Source organism: Micromonospora sp. NPDC049139 (assembly GCF_055586845.1).
In genome coordinates this window covers 370,408-390,007 of sequence record NZ_JBVJHK010000004.1, presented here as the reverse complement: position 1 = coordinate 390,007, position 19,600 = coordinate 370,408, and the positions used below count along the sequence as shown (strand labels likewise).

At 74.3% G+C, this 19,600-nt stretch carries 17 protein-coding genes; 2 read left to right on the top strand and 15 right to left on the bottom strand.

The features are described from left to right. Positions 1 to 296: 296 nt before the first annotated feature. From ACZ6Q9_RS10905 to ACZ6Q9_RS10860, 10 genes are all read right to left on the bottom strand, one after another. A complete protein-coding gene (locus tag ACZ6Q9_RS10905) occupies positions 297 to 1,931 on the bottom strand; it encodes a hypothetical protein (RefSeq protein ID WP_396828887.1) in 1,635 nt (544 codons plus the stop codon). Then, the gene (locus ACZ6Q9_RS10900; protein WP_357699782.1) at positions 1,928 to 3,040 is read right to left on the bottom strand and encodes a hypothetical protein; all 1,113 of its coding nucleotides are present in this window, start codon (positions 3,038 to 3,040) and stop codon (positions 1,928 to 1,930) included. Before ACZ6Q9_RS10900 ends, ACZ6Q9_RS10905 begins: the two co-directional genes overlap by 4 nt. Positions 3,041 to 3,152: 112 nt before the next feature. Then, positions 3,153 to 3,638: a hypothetical protein gene (locus ACZ6Q9_RS10895; RefSeq protein WP_393258938.1), complete on the bottom strand. Its 486-nt coding sequence runs from the start codon at positions 3,636 to 3,638 to the stop codon at positions 3,153 to 3,155. Between the two features lie 274 nt (positions 3,639 to 3,912). Next, positions 3,913 to 4,146, bottom strand: coding sequence for a zinc-ribbon domain-containing protein (locus tag ACZ6Q9_RS10890; RefSeq protein WP_393258936.1), 234 nt, complete (start codon positions 4,144 to 4,146; stop codon positions 3,913 to 3,915). Positions 4,147 to 4,194: 48 nt separating this feature from the next. Then, a complete protein-coding gene (locus tag ACZ6Q9_RS10885; protein ID WP_466021398.1) occupies positions 4,195 to 5,079 on the bottom strand; it encodes a sugar phosphate isomerase/epimerase family protein in 885 nt (294 codons plus the stop codon). A gap of 167 nt (positions 5,080 to 5,246) precedes the next feature. Further along, positions 5,247 to 6,137 carry a CHRD domain-containing protein gene (locus tag ACZ6Q9_RS10880; protein WP_393455836.1) on the bottom strand — a complete coding sequence of 297 codons (891 nt, stop codon included), beginning with the start codon at positions 6,135 to 6,137 and terminating at the stop codon, positions 5,247 to 5,249. Positions 6,138 to 6,442: 305 nt separating this feature from the next. Further along, entirely contained in the window at positions 6,443 to 7,321 is an 879-nt protein-coding gene (locus tag ACZ6Q9_RS10875) for an SRPBCC family protein (RefSeq protein ID WP_393455833.1), read from the bottom strand. Beyond that, entirely contained in the window at positions 7,314 to 7,871 is a 558-nt protein-coding gene (locus ACZ6Q9_RS10870; RefSeq protein ID WP_393455830.1) for a helix-turn-helix domain-containing protein, read from the bottom strand. Before ACZ6Q9_RS10870 ends, ACZ6Q9_RS10875 begins: the two co-directional genes overlap by 8 nt. A gap of 84 nt (positions 7,872 to 7,955) precedes the next feature. Then, positions 7,956 to 9,299: a class I SAM-dependent methyltransferase gene (locus ACZ6Q9_RS10865; protein WP_396828893.1), complete on the bottom strand. Its 1,344-nt coding sequence runs from the start codon at positions 9,297 to 9,299 to the stop codon at positions 7,956 to 7,958. After that, positions 9,296 to 10,696, bottom strand: coding sequence for an FAD-binding oxidoreductase (locus tag ACZ6Q9_RS10860; RefSeq protein ID WP_396828895.1), 1,401 nt, complete (start codon positions 10,694 to 10,696; stop codon positions 9,296 to 9,298). Before ACZ6Q9_RS10860 ends, ACZ6Q9_RS10865 begins: the two co-directional genes overlap by 4 nt. Before the next feature lie 166 nt (positions 10,697 to 10,862). On the opposite strand from ACZ6Q9_RS10860, the gene ACZ6Q9_RS10855 reads away from it, so the two are divergent. Next, positions 10,863 to 11,147 carry a DUF427 domain-containing protein gene (locus tag ACZ6Q9_RS10855; RefSeq protein ID WP_393455821.1) on the top strand — a complete coding sequence of 95 codons (285 nt, stop codon included), beginning with the start codon at positions 10,863 to 10,865 and terminating at the stop codon, positions 11,145 to 11,147. Positions 11,148 to 11,198: 51 nt separating this feature from the next. Here the strand turns inward: ACZ6Q9_RS10855 and ACZ6Q9_RS10850 are convergent, their stop codons facing one another. Beyond that, positions 11,199 to 12,554 (bottom strand): MFS transporter, encoded by a 1,356-nt coding sequence (locus ACZ6Q9_RS10850; protein ID WP_396828897.1) that lies wholly within the window; start codon positions 12,552 to 12,554, stop codon positions 11,199 to 11,201. 19 nt (positions 12,555 to 12,573) lie between these two features. On the opposite strand from ACZ6Q9_RS10850, the gene ACZ6Q9_RS10845 reads away from it, so the two are divergent. Beyond that, on the top strand, positions 12,574 to 13,545 hold the full coding sequence (locus ACZ6Q9_RS10845) for a GlxA family transcriptional regulator (RefSeq protein WP_393455815.1): 972 nt from the start codon (positions 12,574 to 12,576) through the stop codon (positions 13,543 to 13,545). A 151-nt stretch (positions 13,546 to 13,696) separates the two neighbouring features. Here the strand turns inward: ACZ6Q9_RS10845 and ACZ6Q9_RS10840 are convergent, their stop codons facing one another. From ACZ6Q9_RS10840 to ACZ6Q9_RS10825, 4 genes are all read right to left on the bottom strand, one after another. Continuing rightward, a complete protein-coding gene (locus ACZ6Q9_RS10840) occupies positions 13,697 to 14,161 on the bottom strand; it encodes a hypothetical protein (RefSeq protein WP_350703116.1) in 465 nt (154 codons plus the stop codon). A 742-nt stretch (positions 14,162 to 14,903) separates the two neighbouring features. Continuing rightward, a complete protein-coding gene (locus tag ACZ6Q9_RS10835; protein WP_396828899.1) occupies positions 14,904 to 16,859 on the bottom strand; it encodes a VWA domain-containing protein in 1,956 nt (651 codons plus the stop codon). Between the two features lie 2 nt (positions 16,860 to 16,861). After that, positions 16,862 to 18,376, bottom strand: a complete 1,515-nt coding sequence (locus ACZ6Q9_RS10830; protein WP_396828901.1) for a magnesium chelatase — start codon at positions 18,374 to 18,376, stop codon at positions 16,862 to 16,864. Positions 18,377 to 18,438: 62 nt separating this feature from the next. Beyond that, positions 18,439 to 19,506, bottom strand: coding sequence for a hypothetical protein (locus ACZ6Q9_RS10825; protein WP_393258921.1), 1,068 nt, complete (start codon positions 19,504 to 19,506; stop codon positions 18,439 to 18,441). Positions 19,507 to 19,600 lie beyond the last annotated feature (94 nt).

Sequence of the window (19,600 nt, the reverse complement as noted above, 5' to 3'; positions counted from 1 at the left end):
CACGCAGTGTCACGCCACGGCCGGAGGACCGCACCGCCCCGTCGCCCCTTTGCTCTGCACCCATGACCGCACCACGGGTCTTGGACCTGGACATATCCAATCAGCGGGCAGTTCGCGGAGTTCACGCAGCGTGCCTGGCGCGTCGGTGGGTGCAGAGCAAAGCGCGCGGAGGGGTAGGTCCCGGAAACGCACGAAGGTAACGGAGAGTGGCGGCGAGTTCCGGGCCAGATGGCGCTGGACCGGTGACGGGAATCCAGCCCAGGCCCGGGCGGGTGGGAGAGCTACGCGTCAGCCGGTCAGGCCCACTCCTCGTCGGGGTCGCCGTACACGTCGGACGAAGAGGCCGCCGCGACCGCGCGGTCGGTGGAGCCCGAGGCAGGGCCGTGCGACTCAGGCGCACGGGCCGGCCCGTGGCCAGGCGGCACAGCGGCCGGGCCGGGGTCCGGGGCGGGGTCGGACGGCACAGGCGCGGGGACCGGTGGGCCCCCGTGGGTCCACGGGGTCTCCTCGACGGCAGGGAAGGTCCCCGCCGGCATGAAGGAGTCCGACAGGGTGGTGTAGCAGAGCCGCTCCCCCACCTCGGGCACCGTGCCCGGCGGGGCCGTCAGCCCCCGGCCCATCCCGCCGGAGAGTTCCAGCACCACCTCGGTCTTGCCGTCCGCCGCCGGGGTCACGAAGACCACTTTGGCCTTCTGCGCCGGCCGGGCCGGCGAGTACAGCGTGGCGCCGACCGGCATCGGCACCGGCTCGGTGGTGACGACCTGGACGCGGGGGCGCAGCACCGGCCGCTTCCCGGTGTCGTCCACCCGCTTCGGGTCGGCCAGGGTCACCTCGCCCACGAACGCCTCGCCGGTCAGCCGGTGCTCCGCCATCACCAGCGGGTCGTCGTAGGCGCGCTGGACGGCGTACGAGGTCAGGGCCCGTTCCAGCCGGTGCAGCCGCTGGGCGGCGGCCACCGCCCCGTCGCGGCGGGGCTGCGGCGGGCCGCCCGCGTCGACGTGCTCGGCATACCCGGTGAACGCGTCCTTGTCGCCGTCCCACCGGCCGGCCACCCGAGCCCCCGGCGGCAGGCCGCGCAGCAACCCCACGCCGCGCCACATCAGTTCCCAGGTGGGCGCGAGCTGGTCGCGCAGCAGTCGCTCCAGCTCCGCGTACGCCCCGGCGCGCACCTCCGGATCGTCCTCGGCGGCGGCGTACGCGGCGATGGCCGGGGCGAGGCGGTGGTTGTCGAAGTCGGGGTCGGTGGCCGGCCCGGCGGGCGGGCAGAGCGCCGGGTCCTCGGCCCGGGCCGCCGCCTCGGGGCCGGTGAGCCCGGCCGGCGGGTCGATCCAGCCGAGCAGCGCCGGCAGGTGCAGGTCCTCCACCACGCTCTGCCCGGTGGCCCAGTGCAGGGCCAGCGCGTCGGTCATCGCCACCAGCGCCGACGAGCCGGGATGCTCGGCCCGCTCGGCGAAGAAGGTCAGCCAGCGCCCGAGCACCGGCACCGACGGGTGCACCGGATGCTCGCCGTCGGGGCGGCGGAAGCGGGTGGAGCGGCCGAGCAGCCGCAGGAAGGTCACCCCGGCCGGGTTCGGCACCAGCAGCTGCGGGGCGTCGACGTACCGGTAGCGCACGTCCCTGCCCCGGTCGATCGGCACCGCCTCGGCGACCCCCCGGAACCCGTCCAGGTACGGCAGCACGATCGCGGCCAGCTCGGCGGCGAACCGGTATCGCTGGTCGCGGTTGCGGGGCTGCGGCACGATCAGCAGCCGCGCCGCGTCGGGCGCGTCGCCGACCAGCGCCGCCAACGGGGCGTTCGCCTCGCCGGCCATCGCCAGCGGCGCCAGCACCAGCGGGCGCTCGGCCAGGTGCAGGTGCCGGACGGTCGCCACCGGCTGGGCCACCCCGGCGGCGAGCGCCTGCGCCCTGGCGAGCGCGCGGAGCGTACTCATGCCGGGGTCCCGGCGAGGGCGTCGGCGCGCAGCCGGGCGGCGGCCCGCAGCAGCGCGGCGGCCTCCTCCTGCCCCGGGTCCGGCGTGCGCTCGCCGGCGGCCAGCGCCAGCACCTCGTCGACGTCCGCGATCCCGCCCAGCGCCTCCCGGACCGGCCGGCCCAACGCCCCGCTGTGGCCGCGCGCCTCGTGCCGGCAGAAGTACGCCAGCTCGCAGGCCGCCAGGCACTCCGGCGCGTAGCGGGCCTCCACCCGGGACAGTGCGGCGAGCAGCGCCGCGGGCTCGGCGGCCAGGTCGGCGGTGAAGTCCTCGGGCACGGCGGCCAGCAGCGCGTCGAGCCGGGCCATCCGGTCGAGCTGCCGGCGCAGCACCAGCAACTGCTTGCGCACGTCGACCAGGCTGGCCACCGGCTGGTTGGCGAAGTCCCGCGGGCAGACCAGCACCACGTCGTGCGACACCAACTCGGGGTCGTGGCCGGCGGAAGCGAGCAGCTCGCGCAGGGCCAGCACGTAGACGGCGGCCTGGGTCGCGGCGGCGGACACCTTGGCCGCGTCGGCCTGGCCGTCGACCACCGGGAACGACTTGATCTCGACCACGTGGAACCGACCGGCGAGCCGGGCGGCGACCAGGTCCGGCTCCAGGTGCACCCGGCGGCCGGCGACGTCCAGGCCGAGCAGGGGATGGTCGAACAGCGCGGCGGCGTCGCCCGTCCCGTCGCCGGGCGTGGCCCCGGTCAGCAGCTCGGCGGAGCGCCGGTGCCGGGCTGCCGTGTCGTCCTCGACGCCGTCGCCGAGGTCCGTCCAGGTCGCCGCCGCCGGCACCGGTACGCCCAACCGCTCGGCGACCAGCCGCAGCAGCTCGGCCCCGCCGTCGGCCTTGACCTGCGCCTCGAAGGCGTTGCCGCGGGTGATGGCGAACCGGGACTGCCCGAACCGGGCGGGGAAACCGATCCGCTCGGCCAGCTTCGGCTTGTCCACCCCGGCGCCGTCCAGCACGGCCCGCCGGGTGCAGCCCGGGTTGCCGGTCAACGCGGCGATGGTGCGGGCGTTGTGCCGCCTGGGTGGCACGCCGCCGCGGATCGCCGCCAGTCGCTCCTCGCTGCTCGTCACGATCCGCCACGATAGGCGGTCCCCGCCGGTCGCGCCGGGCGACGCCCCGGCGCGAAGAGCGCGGGACGCCGCCCGGTGCGCGCGTGCCCGGCCAAACCGCGCCGGAGCCCGGTCAGGCCGAGCCGGAGAGACCGGCCAGGAGCGCGGAGCCGCCGCAGCAGACCACGCCGAGCACGAGGAAGGTGACCAGCAGGATGCTGTAGTTCGACCACATCCCGAACTTCGTCACGTCGGTGCCCTGCCCGTCGTGGACGCGGTTGCGCCACCCGCCGAAGCGGAACGACAGGTGGTGCACCGCGCCGGGATGGGCGACGAGCGCGGTGGTCATCACGGGAATGCCCATGAAGTCTGTGTAGCGGACGTCGTGCGGGCCCGCCGGGACGGCCACGTGCCAGGTGCCCTCGCCGGGAATCGGCACGACCTGGCGGTCGACCTTGAATTTGCTGGTCGAGGGGGCGGGGACGAGGTACGGCCCGCGGTTGACCGAGACGGCCAGCACGGCGTGGCCCGGGGGTGGCGGGATCGGGTGGGGGTAGGCGACCAGCGGGGTGACCGCGCCGGGCCCCGGCGGGTACGACGGATGAGGGGGATACGACATCGCCACATCCTGGCACGCCCCGGCACGCGGGCCGGGGCGCGCGCTGTCGGGCCGGCTGACACCGGCACCCACGGGTCACGCGGCGGTCAACGGCCGGAGGAGCGGTTCCAGGGCGAGCGGGGCAGGGCGGTGCCGGCCGTCGGGCGGCGGTCTCGGCGACGCCGGCGGCGCCCCGGGGTGCAGGGCGGCCGGGAGACGGTGTGCACGGGCGCCGGGGCGGGCGCGGCGGGCTGCCGGCCGATCAGCCAGCAGAGGAAGCGGGCCATCGGTGGGCTCAGCCGACCGCGAGGCGCTCGGCCTCGGACGTGGGGATGTCGTACTGGGCGCCGCAGAAGGTGCACTGCTGCACGTAGCGGGTGCGGATCGGGATGATCGGGACGAAGAACAGGCTGAACTTCGTCGACCGGCGGGTGATCACCTGTGCGGCGTGGTTGCCGCAGTTGCGGCAGACCTGCCGCACCACGCCCGACTGGCTGACCTTGGTGCGGAGCCCGAAGATGAAGAACATCGCCCGGCAGTACCCACTGCCGGGCCCGCAATCACCCCGCGACCGGGGTCAGGAGCGGGAATTCTTGGCGGACGGCACGGCCGACAGCCCGCGCAGGAAGGCCAACCCCTCGACGGCGAGCGCGTCGGGGCCGGTGGCGAGCGGTCGCCACACGGACATCGGCACGGCCAGGGCCGGCGCCGTGAACGACTCGATGCTCAACTGGCCGGCGTAGTCGATGTCCGCGAGGGCGGCCAGCATCGCCCGCCAGTCGAGGTGGTCCCCGCCGGGCACGCCGCGGTCGTTGCCGCACACCTGCACGTGGGCGAGCCGGTCACCGGCCGCCCGGATGGCCGCCGGCAGGTCGCGTTCCTCGATGTTCAGGTGGAAGGTGTCCAGCGCGAGCCCCAGGCCGTCGATCCCGTCGACCACCTCCAACGCCTGCTCGACGGTGTTGAGCAGGCTGGTCTCGAACCGGTTGAGCGGTTCGAGGGCGATCGTGACGCCCCGCTCGGCGGCCTCGGCGGCCAGCGGCCGGAGCCGGTCCACGAGGCGCGCCGTGGTGGCGCGCCGCGCGTCCGCGTCGAGCAGCCAGGTCCGACCGGCCGGCGCGTAGAGCGGGCCGGCCACGACGTCGGCCCCCACCTGGCTCGCGGCCCGCAGGCAGTGCCGGACGAAGTCCTCGGTGAGCCGCACGACCTGCTCGTCGTCGGCGAGCAGGTCGTGCTCGGGCAGCAGGCCGGCGCAGACGGCGGGGGCCAGGTCCAGCCCGGCGAGCAGCTCCGCGGCCACCGTGGGATCCCAGTCACCCGGGGCCTGGATGGGCAACTCGACGGCGTCGAAGCCCCACGCCTTGATCCGTGGGGCGAGTCGGGCGAGCTCCTCGTCGGTCAGCGGCGCGACCCACGCCCACGTGTTGATGCCGATCTTCATGCCCGCCCTCTCGCCCTCCACAGTCGACGGAATCCGTCGACTGTAGAGGATCGTGGGGGCGCCACGGCCGGCCGACACCGGGGCATCCGCTCGTGGCAAACGAGCGGATGCCCCTGCCGGGCCCGTGGCCCGCCCGCCGCGACGGCAGGCTCGCACAGGCACGACGGCCGACGATGAGTACGTCGCTGTCAGGCGTCGCTCATCTGCCGGTCCCAGTCGTCGCGCTTCTGCTCGCCGGAGTCGCCGCGCTTGTCCTGGCTCCGATCGTCACCCTTGTCCTGGCCCCACTCGCCGCCCTTGTCCGGGCCCCACTCGTCACCCTTGTCCTGACCCCACTCGTCGCGCTCCTCGTCGCGACCCGAGTCGTCACGCTCGTCCTGGCCCCACTCGTCACCCTTGCCCTGGCCCCACTCGTCGCGCTCCTCGCCACGGCCCGAGTCGTCACGCTTGTCGTGGTCCCGCTCGTCGCTCTTGATCTGGCCCCGGATCTCGCCCTTCGGGTACTTCTTGGTGTGCACGTTGGCGTACGTGACGCCGGCCTCGATCGCGTCGACCAGCTCGTCGAACTCCCCGGGCTCGATGCCCTGGTCGGCGGGGCCCACCACGTCAGCGGGCCTGATGGTCCCCTCGATCTTGGCAGGGGCGGGAGGGCAGGCCTGGGTGCCCTGTGGCGCGCCGCCCTTCGCGTCCTTGAGGTTCGAGCAGAGGAAGGCGGCGATGCCGCCGCTCTGGTGTCTTCCTCCGAAGTGGATGTGCGCCTGCTCGACGTCCTTCAGGTCGTCGTAGCTCAGTCGCCACTTGATCTCCTTGTTCCGTTCGTCGATGTGCGCCTCGAACCGGCCCGAACCGGGCGTGGAGATCGTGAGCGGGTCCTCCTGGTAGCCGCTGAGCTTCGCCCGCACGGTGTCCTCACCGCGCCGCGAGTCGTCCCAGTCCCACGAGTTCTGCGACTCTCGCGACTCGTGCTTGTCGCGCGAGTCGTCCCGTCCGTCGCCCATGGCGGCGTTTCCGACGGCGACCGCCGCCACCGCCGCGCCGGCCGCCACCGCAACTGCCCACAGTCGAGTACGTCCCACCATCACTGCTGCTCCTTCCTAGGCGAGGCCTGGCCCAAGCTCACGGACGGCCGTCGACCGATCCGTCGGAGGCGCAGGCGGAAGGCGCCGTTCAGCCGAGAACGGAGTCACGATGCCGACGGCTCAGGCTGAGCAGGCGCCCCTATGATGAAATTGTCCCATATTTCCCATATGCCGTCGCGGCTTCCCCGATCCGACCGTGAGAGACTTTCGCGACCTGTGGACCGCCTGCACCGGCTCTGCGGCGCTTGGACAGGCAAGAGCCCCCTGTACCCCGATGGGGTGACAGGGGGCTCCCGCTCCCGAGGTCAGCTCGTCGCCTGAGCGACCTCCGGCTCCAGGCCCGGCACCTCGGCCGGTAGCCAGATGGGCTGCCAGTCCTTCATCTCGTGGAAGCGGCGCAGCTCGAACAGCCCCGAGAGCGACCCGGCCCAGCCCGCGTACGGGGGGTTCTGCTCGTCGAAGCCGGACTGCACGAAGGTCAGCTTCGTCTTCCCCTGCGACTCGGCCAGCTCCCAGGTGCTGACGCCGATCGGGCCCCAGTCGACCGAGAGCTTCCGGCCGGGCTCCAGGTCGACGACCTTGGCGGCGTGACCGGATTCGAAGCCACCCATGGCGTAGCGGCCGCCGACCCAGGGCTCGATGCCGATCGGATAGCCGAACCAGGCGCTGGCCTGCGCGGAATCGGTCAGCGACTCGAACACCTTGGCCGCCGGCGCGTCGATCAGCACCTCGCCGCGCAGCTCGGCGGAGGTGAAGTCGACCTTCGGCAGCAGCGGGTCGCCCTCCAGGTGGGCGGCCAGGTTGGCGAGCGACAGGCTCCAGAAGGTCTGCAGCACGCCGCGGATGCTGCTGCCGCTCATCATCTCGGCGAAGTCGAAGTGGCTCTGGGTCAGCGTCAGGACCGTACTGTCGGGCCCCTCGGCGCGCAGGGCGAACTCGGTGGTCGTCTCGACCCCGTCGAGCAGCCAGGCGAAGCGCAGGGTGTCGTCGTCGACGTGCAGCAGCCGCTGGTGCGGCGCGTCGCCCTCGGGGGTGTGCCGGCCCCAGAACTCGTACCGGTGCGGCAGCTCGACCTCGGCGTGCTCGGCGAGCCAGACGCGCAGCTCGGCCGGGTCGGTCAGGGCGCGGCGGACGGTCGCGACCGGCGCGGCGAGGCGGACGGGCACCTTCATCGGTTCACTCACGGTCTTTCCCCTTCGGATAACAGGCCACGGCAAGCTTGAAGGCGTCGCCCTCGGCGCCCCCGTAACGCGTGAAAAGGTCCTGCAGGGTCGTCTGCAGGTCGTGCAGAAACTGCTGACGTTGCTCCGCCGGCACCCGGATCTCGCCGGCCACCCCCACCGAGGGGAGCTCGGGGGCGGCGCGGTCCAGCCCGGCGATGTCGGCCTGGACCTCCTCCATCAGGTCCAGCAGGTAACCGAGGCTCAGCTCGTCGCGGGCCCGGCGCAGGCCGATCCGGCCGACGAGCCGGGGCGACAGCCAGTAGGACCGGGCGGCGGCCTGGTAGATGCCCTCCGTGATGCCCCGGACCTTGCGCTCGCTGACCTGCTCGGCCAGCCCGGCGGCGACGAGCTGCTTGACGTGGTAGTAGACGCGCTGCGGCGTCTGCTCCAGCCGGGCGGCGACCTCGGTGCAGGTGCGCGGCTCGGCCAGTTGCCGCAGCACCTCGACGCGCTGCGGCTTGAGCAGGGCCTCGGCCTGCTCCATCTGCTCCAGGTACAGGACATCTCTCATGGCAAAAATCAGTTTGTACGTACAAAATTTGTTTGTCAATGGGTTCGACGAAAGCCGCGCCGGCCGGCGCGGCTTTCGTCCGGATCAGGGCAGCCAGTCGGGGCGCAGCGGAAAGCCGCTCGCCCCCTCCGGGCCGTTGCGGGTGGCCAGCACCTGGTGCAACTGGATGCCGTTGCGCTCGAACGCCATCCGGGAGCCGGCCATGTAGAGGCCCCACACCCGGGCCGTGCCCGGCCCCACCTCTGAGACGCAGAAGTCCCAGTGCTCCACGAGGTTGCGGCACCAGCCGGCCAGCGTCAGCGCGTAGTGCCGGCGCAGGTTCTCCTCGTGCTGCACCTCCAGCCCGACGTCGTGGATCTCGCTGACCACCCGCCCCGGGCCGGCCAACTCACCGTCGGGGAAGACGTACCGGTCGATGAACGCGCCCGAGCGGTGCGGCGCGTGGTTGTCGGCCCGCGTGATGCAGTGGTTGAGCAGCCGACCGTCCGGCCGCAGCCGGTCCCGCAGCGTGGCGAAGTAGGCCGGGTAGTTGCGCACCCCGATGTGCTCGGTCAGCCCGATCGAGGAGACCGCGTCGAACTGCTCGCGCGGCGCGTCCCGGTAGTCGAGGTGGCGCACCTCCGCCAGACCGGTCAGCCCCTCCCGCTCGATCGCCGCCCGGGCCCACTCGGCCTGCGCCCGGGACAGGGTCACCCCGAGCGCCCTGACGCCGTACTCGCGGGCCGCGTGCCGGACCATGCCGCCCCACCCGCAGCCCACGTCGAGCAGGCGCATCCCGGCCCTGAGCGCGAGTTTCTGCGCCACCAGGTCGTACTTGGCCGCCTGGGCCTGCTCCAGCGTGTCGTCGGGCGAGCGGAAGACCGCGCAGGTGTACGTCATCGACGGGCCGAGCACCTTCTCGTAGAAGGCGTTGGAGACGTCGTAGTGGTGGGAGATCGCCGTGCTGTCCCTGATCCGGGAGTGCCGCAGCCCGTTCACCAGCCGCTTCCAGCGCGGCTGCGCCTCCTGCGGCGGGGGCGGCGGCGGCATCAGCCGCTCCCAGCCCAGCCCGCGCACCAGGGCCAGCGCCTCGGCCAGCGGGGGCGTACGCAGCCGCAACTCGTCCTTGAGCACCCGCAGCGCCTCGTACGGGTCGCCCGGGTGCACGCCCTGCAACGCCAGGTCACCGCTGACGTACGCCCGGGCCATGCCCAGGTCGCCAGGGGCGGTGAGCAGATAGGTCAGGCCCCGCTCGGAACGGATCGACAGGGTGATCCCGGCGTCGGCCGGGCCCACCGCGCTGCCGTCGTACCCGGTGACCCGCACCGGAAGGCCCCCGGTGGTCAACGCGCGGACGACGTCCGCCACGCGCGGGCCCGGGCGCCGGCCCCCCGCCGGCGGGGAGGCGGGAGCGCTCGCCGCTCCCTGGTCTCGATCGGTCAGGCTCATTTTCGTGCTACCGCCTTCTCGTACAGTCCCGTGAGCCGGTGGTCCGGGTCGTAGCGGTCCTTCACCGCGCGCCACGTCGCGCCGCCGTAGAGCCGGTCGAAGGATTCCCGGTCGTAGTACGCGTCGGAGTAGAGCGACTTGTGCCCGCCCAGCTCCGACACCATTCGCTCGATCACCCGGTTGACGTCGCCGTCGGCGGCGCCGCCCTCGATCGGCACGCTCCCCCAGAAGCCGATGTTCACATAGTCCTGCCCCGGCCGGAGGGGATACAGCGGCCAGGCGCGGGCCGATTCCGGGCCGGCCGGCTCGCGCAGCCGCAGCGGGCACAGCCAGACCGGGGTCATCCCTACGGCCCGGGCGAACCAGCGCAGGAACTCCGCCGTCCGGTCCAGCGGGATCTCCACGTCCTGCACCACCCGCTCGCGCGCCGGCTGGCCCCGCAGCCGGTCGATCCGGGCGGCCACACCGTGCCGGTGCTCCAACCGGACCAGCCGGTGGTAGACGTCGCTGCGCCGCCACCGCGCCGGCCAGATCCGCCGGACCACGGGGTGCTGCACGCCGAACGCCGCCGAGCACCAGAACCAGTCGGTGTCCCAGCGCCAGAGATAGTCGTACGTGGTCAGGGCGTCGCTGGTGCGCCGGCGCAGCGACCGGTAGTAGATGTCCTGACCCGTGTAGTCGCTGGCGTGCGGGACGTCGTCGGTGAAGGTGCCGAGCACCAGGTACGCCTCGCCGGGGCTGAACATCACCCCGTCCATCGCGTCCACGGCCTCGCCCGCCCAGGAGCGGGTCGCGGTGACCTCGGCGACCGCGTCGGTGAGGGCCTCCAGCCGGGTGAACCGGACGTTGCGCAGGGCCACGAAGCGGCGTACCGGCTGCAACTCGATGCGTAGCCGGGTGGCGTAGCCGAGGCTGCCGAGCGAGTTGGGGAAGGCCGCGAAGAGGTCGGCGTGCTCGCCTTCCGGGCGGGCCGTGACGACGTCGCCGGCCCCGGTGAGCACGTCCAACTCCACCACCGACTCGTGCGGCAGCCCGTTGCGGAACGAGGTCGACTCGATGCCGAGCCCGGTGACCGCCCCGCCGAGGGTGATGGTGCGCAACTGCGGCACCACCAGCGGCATCAGCCCGTGCGGCAGGGTCGCGTCGACCAGGTCCTCGTAGGTGCACATGCCCTGCACGTCGGCGGTGCGGGCCGACGGGTCCACATCGAGCACGCCGGTGAGCCCGCTGACGTCCAGCCCCGGCACGCGGGGGGCGGACCGGGGGCGGAACAGGTTGGAGGTGCGTTTGGCGAGCCGGACCGGTTCGCCCGCGGGCACCGCCGCGTACGACCGTCGCAGCTGGGCCACCGCGCCGTCGTGGTCGACCGGGTGATGATCCACACGCACCGCGCACATGAGATCACTGTACGCTCCCGCCGCTCTTCCCCGTGGGATGTCCACGGTGGCCGTTTCGCGCCGCGACCGCCGCCCGTCGCCCGTCGCCCGGTGGGGCGGTGGATCCGGCGGTTCCGGATCGACGACCGCGTGGCCGCGCGGGTCCCGTCGGCATAGCGTGGGAGCCATGCCGAAAGCTGTGTGGAACGACGTGGTCGTGGCCGAGAGCGACGACACCGTGCTGGTGGAGGGGAACCACTACTTCCCGCGGACCGCCCTGCGCGACGACCTGATCCGGGAGTCCGACACGCACACCGTCTGCCCGTGGAAGGGCACCGCCTCCTACTACACGCTCGTCCACGACGGGCGGACCAGCCCCGACGCCGTCTGGTACTACCCCGACCCGAAGGCGGAGGCGGAGATGGTCCGCGACCGGGTCGCGTTCTGGAAGGACGTCCGGGTCGTCGAGTGAGCCACCCGCGCGCACCGGCGGTCGGAGCGGCAGTGGACGGTCGGCCGACCGTCAGCCCCGGTAGCTCCACGCCCGCCGGCCCCCGGCGGCGACCGCCGGGGCCGGCGCGGGCGGCGCCTCGCGGCGACGGCGCAGCAGCAGCGACAGCACGGCCGCGCCGATCGACAGCGCCCCCGCCGCGTACCAGGCCGGCGCGTAGTCGCCGAGCCGGTCCCGGACCAGCCCCGCCCCGGTGGCGGCGACCGCTGCGCCGACCTGGTGCGCGGCGAAGACCCAGCCGAAGACCACCGCGCCGGACGCGCCGAAGTACTCCCGGCACAGCGCCACCGTGGGCGGCACCGTGGCGACCCAGTCCAGCCCGTAGAAGACGATGAAGACCAGCATGCTCGGCTCGGCCGTGGCCGCGAAGAGCCCCGGCAGCACCAGCAGCGAACCGCCGCGCAGCGCGTAGTAGGCGCCCAGCAGCAGCCGGCTGTCCACCCGGTCGGTCAGCCAACCCGAGGCGACCGTGCCGACGATGTCGAAGAGCCCGACCAGCGCCAGCAGCCCGGCGGCGGTGGTCTGCGGCATCCCGTGGTCGTGCGCGGCCGGCACGAAGTGCGTGCCGACCAGTCCGTTGGTGGTCGCGCCGCAGATCGCGAAGCCGCCGGCCAGCAGCCAGAACGGCCGCGTCCGGGCCGCCTGCGCCAGCGCGCCGACGGCCCGCGACGCCGCCCCGCCCGCCGGCGGCGTCGGGGGCACGACCTCGGCCGCGCCGTAGGCGGGCAGGCCGAGATCCGCCGGGTACTCGCGCAGCAGCCACACCACCAGCGGTACGACCGCCAGCGCCGCCCCGGCGACCACGAGCGCCGCCGCCCGCCAGCCGTGCGCGTCGACGAGCATGGCGACCAGCGGGAGGAAGACGAGCTGGCCGGTCGCGCCGCCGGCGGTGAGCACGCCGGTGACCAGGCCACGGCGGTGCACGAACCAGCGCCCGGTGACGGTCGCCACGAAGGCCAGCGCCATCGACCCGGTGCCGAGCCCGACGAGCACGCCCCAGCACAGGACGAGTTGCCAGCTCGCGGTCATGAAGACGGTCAGCCCGCTGCCCGCCGCGACCATCAGGAGCGCGCCGGTGACCACCCGCCGGATGCCGAACCGGTCCATCAGCGCGGCGGCGAACGGCGCGGTGAGCCCGAAGAGCAGCAGGTTGACCGAGACCGCGGCGGAGATGGTGGCCAGCGGCCAGCGGAACTCGGCGTGCAGCGGATGCAGCAGCACCGAGGGGGTGGCGCGGAAACCCGCCGCGCCGACCAGCGCGACGAACGCGACGGCGGCGACGGTCCAGGCCGGGTGCAGGCGACGAGGTCGGTTCACGGCTCGAGTCTGCGGATCGGGCCGGCCGACGACGAGTGGCCGGAAAGCCATCATGCGCAATAATCGGGCCATGACCGTCCGCCCGCACCGGATCGCCGTGCTCGCCACCGACCAGGTCGTCGGCCTCGACCTCGGCACCCCCGCCCAGGTCTTCGGCACCGCGCGCGACGCCGACGACGTACCGCTCTACCTGGTCGACACCTGCACCGCGGGCGCCCTCCCGGTGCGCAGCACCGCCGGCTACCAGGTGCTCCCCGACCACGGGCTGGAACTGCTGGAGGCCGCCGACACGGTGGTCGTCCCCGGCATCCACGGCGGGCCACCGATGCGCGACGGGACGCTCGACCCGGCGGTGGCGGACGCGCTGCGCGGGGCGTACGCACGGGGCGCCCGGATCATGTCCATCTGCACCGGGGCGTTCGTGCTGGCCGCCGCCGGGCTGCTCGACGACCGGCGGGCCACCACCCACTGGGCGTACGCCGACCGCTTCCGGCGGCTCCACCCGACTGTGGACCTCGACCCGGACGTGCTCTTCATCGCCGACGACCGGGTGCTCACCTCGGCCGGGGTGGCCGCCGGGATCGACCTCTGCCTGCACGTCATCCGCACCGACCACGGCAGCGAGGTGGCCAACCGGGCGGCCCGGCGTTGCGTGGTCCCGCCGTGGCGCGACGGCGGCCAGGCCCAGTACATCGAGCGGCCGGTGCCGAAGACGGCGGACGCGGGCACCGCCGGGGCGCGGGAGTGGGCCCGCCATCGGCTGCACGAGCCGGTCAGCCTGCGCGACCTGGCCGGGCAGGCCCGGATGAGCGTGCGGACCTTCACCCGGCGCTTCCGCTCCGAGACCGGGATGAGCCCGGCGCAGTGGCTGCTCCAGCAGCGCACCGACCACGCCCGGCTACTGCTGGAGACGACCGACCTCACCGTCGACCAGGTCGCCCGCCGCTCGGGCTTCGGCACCGCCGCGGCGCTCCGGCAACAGTTGCACCAGCGCATCGGCGTGACCCCGTCGACCTACCGCCGCACCTTCCACCACCCCTGACCCCTCCCCCTCCCCGCCCGCCATCCTCCGCGCCCAGCCCGCCCGCCATCCCCCGCGATCTTGCACTTTCGGCCCGTGATTCGTCCGCTTTCATCACATTTTGTCGGGGCGGCAAGTGCAAGATCGCGGAGTAGGGACGGGTCGGGTCAGGTCAGGGGGTGCGGAGCATGCGGAGTTGGGCCAGGTGTTTCGGGAGGTGGACGCGGGTGTGCAGGTCGAGGGTGCGACCCCAGGGCAGGGTGTCGTCGACGACCAGGTCGAAGCCCTCGCGCAGGTGCGTCTCGACCGGGGTCTCCGCCGCCGGGCCGAGCCGCTCGGTCAACACGCAGAGCTTCTGGCTGGTGGCCCGCAGCAGGGTGGCCAGCCCGTCCAGCCCGCCGCATTCGACGACCAGCGCGTCCACCTGCGGACGGTGGATGGTCTCCAGGTCGTAGTACGCGAACGGCGAACCGGCGATGACCGCCTCCGTCGCCTCGGTCATCAGCTCGTCGTTGGCGGCGAGGTGGGCGACGATCTGTTCGGCGCTGAGCTGCCCGGCCGGCGGCGGCCCGAACCCGCCCGCGTCGACCTCGGCGAGCACCTCCTCGTACGCCCCTCGCAACGCCCCGCTGTCCATGCCCTCAGTGAATCCCGCCCAGCGCCGTCCGCCCCAGCGTTCCCGCACGTGGTTCACCCGGACGGGGCCCACCGGGAACGCGGCCCGGACCTGAACCTGGAGCCAGCGGACGGCGAACGCGGCCAGCGGACGGCGAACTCGGCCGGGCGCTGAGTGAACGGCCGCCAGCCACCCTCGCCGCCTGCCTGTGGTCTGCGGGCGCTGTCGAGCTGCCCCACGAATGAGACCAGGAGCCGCCATCCTGCCGAGCCGTCCCACGCACTGACGCCGCACTCCGGCTGGCGGCAGCAACCGCCGGAACGATCCACGAGCGGCGAGATTGTCCGTACAGCCCCGCCGCCGGTGCGGCCGGCCGTCCGAGCAACCAGCCGTCGCGGCGGCCCAGCGGGCCAGCCCGTCCAGGAGCCGAGCCGTCCGAGGGATCCAGCCGTCGCTGCGGCCCGGTGGTCTCATGGACGGGGCAGCTCGACAGCGACGGTGTCCCCTGACGACGGCGGTGCCGCACAGGTGGGAGGCGGGCGCCGGGGGCCGGGGCCGGGGCGCTGCTGGTCGAGCCCGCGCAGCCTGAGCCGCAGGACAGAATCAGGCCGGCCGGTCCGATTTCGCTGCGCCCGCGCCAGCCCGGCCAACGGACCAGCCGACCAGTCGACCAGCGGGGTCAGCGGACCAAGGGGCAGTGGGGTCAGCGGGCCAGCCGGGGTCAGCGGGCCGCCAGGGGAGCGGGCCAAAAGGGGCAGCGGGGTCAGCGGCGACGGGGCTGGCGGGCGCGGAGGTAGTCGGAGACGACGTACTCGCCGAGGTCTTCGAGGTCGGGGGTGAACATGCGGCCCTTCGAACGGCGGGCGACGGCGTCGACGAAGCGGCGCAGGCCGGGGTCGTCGCCGAGCATGAACAGGTTGAGCGTGGCGCCGTAGCGGGTCAGCCGGTCCACCTCGCGGACGGTCGCCTCGATCGTCTCCCGCAGGGGCGGCCAGTGGAACAGCGCCTCCCCGTCGTCCGGGTCCAGGTGGGCGGTCGGCTCCCCGTCGGTGACCACCAGCACCACGGGCTCGGCGCCCGGGTGCCGGCGCAGGTGCCGGCCGGCCAGCCGCAGCGCGTGCTGGAGGTTCGTACCCTGCTGCGTGTCCGGCTCGACGGCGGCCAACTCCTGTTGCGTCAGTGGCAGCGCCTCCCGGCCGAACCCGACGATCTGCAGCGCGTCCTGCGGGAACCGGGTGGCCATCAGGTGCGCCAGCGCCAGCGCGGTCTGCTTCATCGGGCCCCACCGGCCCTGCGAGATCATCGAGTAGGAAAGGTCGACGCAGAGGGCCACCGCCGCCGACGCCCGCCGCTCGGTCTCCACCACCTCGAAGTCCTCGACGGCCAGCTGCACCGGCACGCCCGTCCCGGCGCGACGGACGGCCCGGGTCAGCGTCCGCACCACGTCCAGGGGCTGCTCGTCGCCGTACTCCCACGGGCGGGAGCCCCCGCTGACCTCACCGGCGGCGCCCGCCGAGCGCAGGTCGTGCTGGCCGCGCGGCCCGGCCGTCAGGTCGGCGAAGACCCGCCGCAGCGCGGTGCCGCCGAGCCGGCGCAGCGCCTTCGGGCTCAGGGTCAACCCGTCGGCGTCCCGGCTCACCCATCCCTGCCGGCGCAGTTCCTGCTCCAGCTCCCGCAGCCGGCGTACGTCCTCGGCGGCGTCCCGGCCCAGCGTCCGGGCCACCGCGTCGACGTCGACGTCGTCCAGGGTGGCGCCCGGGTGCTCCTGGTCGAGCTGGTCGAGCAGCTCGTCCAGTTCGGCGATCTCGCCGAGCGCGCCGGCGGCCTCGCCGTAGCCGAGCGGCCGGTCGCCGCGCACCCGCTCGCCCCGGCCCCCGTGCAGGTCGGGCCGGAGCGCACGGAGGTTGGCGTCCAACGCGGCCAGCTCCCCGGCGAGCCGGTCGCCGAGCGACTGCCGCATCAGGCCCGCCAGCTCCTCCCGCTGCCGGTCGGACAGCGAACGCAGCAGCCGCTCCCCGGCGGCCGACCGGCGGGCCAGCACGTCAACCAGCTCGTCGACGTCGGCCGGCTGCTCCGGGAAGAACTCGCCGTGCCGGCGCATGAACTCGGCGAACGCGTCGGTGGTGTCCTCGGACCGGGCGTGCCGGGCCAGCAGGTCGTTCAGGTCGCGCATCATCTCGGCCAGCCGCCGCTGGGCGGCCGGGTCCGCCGAGGCGCGTACGGCGTCCCGCAGCCCGGCGAAGCGCTGGCCCAGCACGTCGTCGCGGAGCCCGTCCAGGATCCGCTGGTACGTCCGGCGCGCCTCGTCGCTGGCCCACCCGTAGCCCGCCAGTTCCGCCACCGCCCGGGCGGTCGAGCGGGGCAGGTTGTCCAGCACCGCCTCGGCGAACCGCGCGGCGTCGCCGTCGCGCCCGCGCAGCTCGTCCCGTTCGGCGGCGAGCGCCTGGTCGAGCAGGGCCCGGGCCCGGGTGACCGCACCGTCCAGGTCGCCCCGACGCAGCGCCTCCCGGCGCAGCCGCCCCGCCCGGGCGGCCAGGTCGTCGAGGCCGCCGCGCCCGTGCGGGCCCCGACGCAGCAGGTCGCGCAGCGCCTCCCGGAGACTGCCGCCGGCCAGCACCTCCGCGCCGACGGCGTCCACCGCGCCCCGCACGTCGTACGGGGGCGCGAGCGGGTCGGGGCCGCCGCGCCACTGCCCGTACCGGAACCGGTTGCCGGCCATGCTCAGGCCCGGCCGCCGTATCGGGTCCGGCCGGAGTCCGTGACGTCCTTGCCGAGCCGGCGGGTCAGGTGCAGCCCCTCCAGGACGAACTCGACGCCGGCGGCGGCCTGCTCGGGGGTGGGCGCGTCGCCCAGCCCGAGCCGGTCCAGCGCCTTGGCGAGCCCGGGGACGGTGCCCACCTGGCGCAGCAGCTCCGCCGAGCTGACCAGCTCACCGGTCTCGATCACCGCGTCCTCGTCGACCAGGGCGGTGAAGCCGGACAGGTCCAGCCCGGCCAGCCGGGCCCGGAACGTCTCGGCCGTCGCGGTCCGCAGCAGGTGGCCGAGGATCTCGACCTCCCGCCCCTCCTCGCCGCTCTCGAACTCCACCTTCCCGCGCAGGGTGCTCGTCACCGACACCGCGTCGCCCACCCGCGCAACCGGCACCTCCGGTGAAAGGAAGGGCACCTTGCTATCGCCTTCGGTTGTATAGGGGGCCCTTCCTAACACCTCGGGCGGGTGGGGGGCGGCGGCGAGCAGGCCGGCGCGGCGCAGCGCGGCGGCGGCGACCGTCTCGGCGGCGGCGATCGCGAACCGGGCGGAGACGCCGGAGCGCGGGTCCACCGACGGCGACTCGCGTACCGCGCGGGCGAACCGCGCGAGGACCTCCAGCACGTGCTCCGGCACCTCGGCGACCGGGTCGGCCTCCTGCCGGATCAGGGCCAGCTCCAGGTCGAGGTCGGCCGGATAGTGGGTGCGTACCTCCGCGCCGAAGCGGTCCTTCAGCGGGGTGATGATCCGGCCCCGGTTGGTGTAGTCCTCCGGGTTGGCGCTGGCCACCAGGAACAGGTCCAGCGGCAGCCGCAGCTGGTAGCCGCGGACCTGGATGTCCCGCTCCTCCAGCACGTTGAGCAGCGCCACCTGGATTCGCTCGGCCAGGTCGGGCAGCTCGTTGACCGCGAAGATGCCCCGGTTGGTGCGCGGCACGAGACCGAAGTGGATGGTCTCCGGGTCGCCGAGGGTGCGCCCCTGGGCGACCCGGATCGGGTCGACGTCGCCGATCAGGTCGCCGACGCTGGTGTCCGGGGTGGCCAGCTTCTCGCCGTAGCGCATCGAGCGGTGCAGCCAGGCGACCGGCAGGTCGTCGCCGGCCTCGGCGACCAGCGCCCGGGAGGCCGGGGTGAGCGGGTGCAGCGGGTGCTCGTTGAGCACCGAGCCGGCGATCACCGGGGTCCACTCGTCGAGCAGCCCGACCAGCGAGCGGATGAGACGGGTCTTGCCCTGGCCCCGTTCGCCGAGCAGCACCATGTCGTGGCCGGCGAGCAGCGCCCGCTCGACCTCGGGCAGCACGGTGTCGTCGTAGCCGACGATGCCGGGGAAGCGGTCGGCGCCGGAGCGCATCCGGGCCAGGAGGTTGTCGCGGAGTTCCTGCTTGACCGTGCGGTACGCGTGGCCGGCCGCCCGCAGCGCGCCGAGCGTGCAGGGTAGGTCGGCCGGTGGGACCGGGGTAACCGGGGAAGGCGCAGTCACCCGACCCACGCTAGCTCACGGAGGCGGGGGCGCCCGGTCCGTCGACCGGGCGCCCCCGCCGTCGGTACGGCTCAGCCTCGGCCGCAGTCCCCGCAGGCGCCCCGGCGGCGCAGGTGGTACGCGTACGTGGCCGCGCCGAGGGCGACGCCCCAGAACGGCCACAGCAGCATCGGCGCGGTGGCCAGGCTGACCTCGCCGAAGTCCCAGAAGTCGGGGGTGGCGAGCAGGCCGAGGGTCGCCGCGGTGACCGCCACCGCGACGAGGGTGGCCGGGACCACGGCGAGTTTCACCGGCACCGGCCGCCCGGCCAGGCCGACCATCCAGCGCGGGAACCGCTCGCCCCAACGCTGCACCAGGCCCACTGTGAGGATCGCGCCCACCAGCGCGAACCCGCCCAGCCCGGCGCCCGCCCACACCAGCCCGCTCGCCCGCATCTCGTCGAGGAACGACTGCTCGATGCCGAGCGGGATGCCGGCCGCCCAGGCGAGCCGGGTGACGGCGTACAGGGCCGGGATGGTGGCCGCGACCCAGGCCGCCCAGCGCCCCCAGCGGGTGGCCGAGGCGGGCGAGGTCCAGCCGTGGTCGGTGCCGTCGCGCCCGCACTCCGGGCAGGCGCCGGCGGTGCGCCGCTGCCAACCCAGCACGGCCCCGGCGAGCAGCACCCCGCTGACGACGGCCGCGAACCGGGCGAACAGCGCCCAGGTGAAGACGTCGGCGTAGTCCACCGGCGGCCAGCCGAACGGCGCACCGATGACCAGGATAGGGGCGTATCCGAGGATGGTCAGCACTCCCACGTCCGGCACGACGACGGCCAGCAGGAACGCGACCGTCCAGGCGTACGCCGACAGCAGCGCCCGCAGCGACCGGCCCGGACGCTGCGGGCCGGTCATGGCGAGCGCGGCGACGGCGGCACCGAGCAGCAGCGCGGCGAACAGCGGTGGCCCGACGGTGGTCGGGACCAGCCGCAGCAGGTTCGTGTCCCCGCCGGGGTCGTTCGCGCCGAACGGGTAGCCGGCGCCGGTGACGGTGGAGACGAGGGCGAGCACGCCCCACAGGCCGAACCAGGCGGCGGCGAGCGGGGCGAGCCGGGCCGACCGGTGCACGGCCGGCCGGCGGGTGGGCGGAAGGGTCGTCGTCATGCCTTCAGCCTCGGCCGGCGGGCCCCGCGTTCCCTCCCGTGCGGCGGTGAACCCACTCCCCCTCCGGAGGGAACCACCTGCTGAACCAGGAAGG

What these genes read in the sequence shown, in the direction of transcription:
- ACZ6Q9_RS10905 (WP_396828887.1), bottom strand. Translation starts at nt 1,931, where the DNA reads ATGAGTACGCTCCGCGCGCTCGCCAGGGCGCAGGCGCTCGCCGCCGGG.
- ACZ6Q9_RS10895 (WP_393258938.1), bottom strand. Translation starts at nt 3,638, where the DNA reads ATGTCGTATCCCCCTCATCCGTCGTACCCGCCGGGGCCCGGCGCGGTC.
- ACZ6Q9_RS10890 (WP_393258936.1), bottom strand. Translation starts at nt 4,146, where the DNA reads ATGTTCTTCATCTTCGGGCTCCGCACCAAGGTCAGCCAGTCGGGCGTG.
- ACZ6Q9_RS10880 (WP_393455836.1), bottom strand. Translation starts at nt 6,137, where the DNA reads ATGGTGGGACGTACTCGACTGTGGGCAGTTGCGGTGGCGGCCGGCGCG.
- ACZ6Q9_RS10870 (WP_393455830.1), bottom strand. Translation starts at nt 7,871, where the DNA reads ATGAGAGATGTCCTGTACCTGGAGCAGATGGAGCAGGCCGAGGCCCTG.
- ACZ6Q9_RS10865 (WP_396828893.1), bottom strand. Translation starts at nt 9,299, where the DNA reads ATGAGCCTGACCGATCGAGACCAGGGAGCGGCGAGCGCTCCCGCCTCC.
- ACZ6Q9_RS10860 (WP_396828895.1), bottom strand. Translation starts at nt 10,696, where the DNA reads ATGTGCGCGGTGCGTGTGGATCATCACCCGGTCGACCACGACGGCGCG.
- ACZ6Q9_RS10855 (WP_393455821.1), top strand. Translation starts at nt 10,863, where the DNA reads ATGCCGAAAGCTGTGTGGAACGACGTGGTCGTGGCCGAGAGCGACGAC.
- ACZ6Q9_RS10850 (WP_396828897.1), bottom strand. Translation starts at nt 12,554, where the DNA reads ATGGCTTTCCGGCCACTCGTCGTCGGCCGGCCCGATCCGCAGACTCGA.
- ACZ6Q9_RS10845 (WP_393455815.1), top strand. Translation starts at nt 12,574, where the DNA reads ATGACCGTCCGCCCGCACCGGATCGCCGTGCTCGCCACCGACCAGGTC.
- ACZ6Q9_RS10840 (WP_350703116.1), bottom strand. Translation starts at nt 14,161, where the DNA reads ATGGACAGCGGGGCGTTGCGAGGGGCGTACGAGGAGGTGCTCGCCGAG.
- ACZ6Q9_RS10835 (WP_396828899.1), bottom strand. Translation starts at nt 16,859, where the DNA reads ATGGCCGGCAACCGGTTCCGGTACGGGCAGTGGCGCGGCGGCCCCGAC.
- ACZ6Q9_RS10825 (WP_393258921.1), bottom strand. Translation starts at nt 19,506, where the DNA reads ATGACGACGACCCTTCCGCCCACCCGCCGGCCGGCCGTGCACCGGTCG.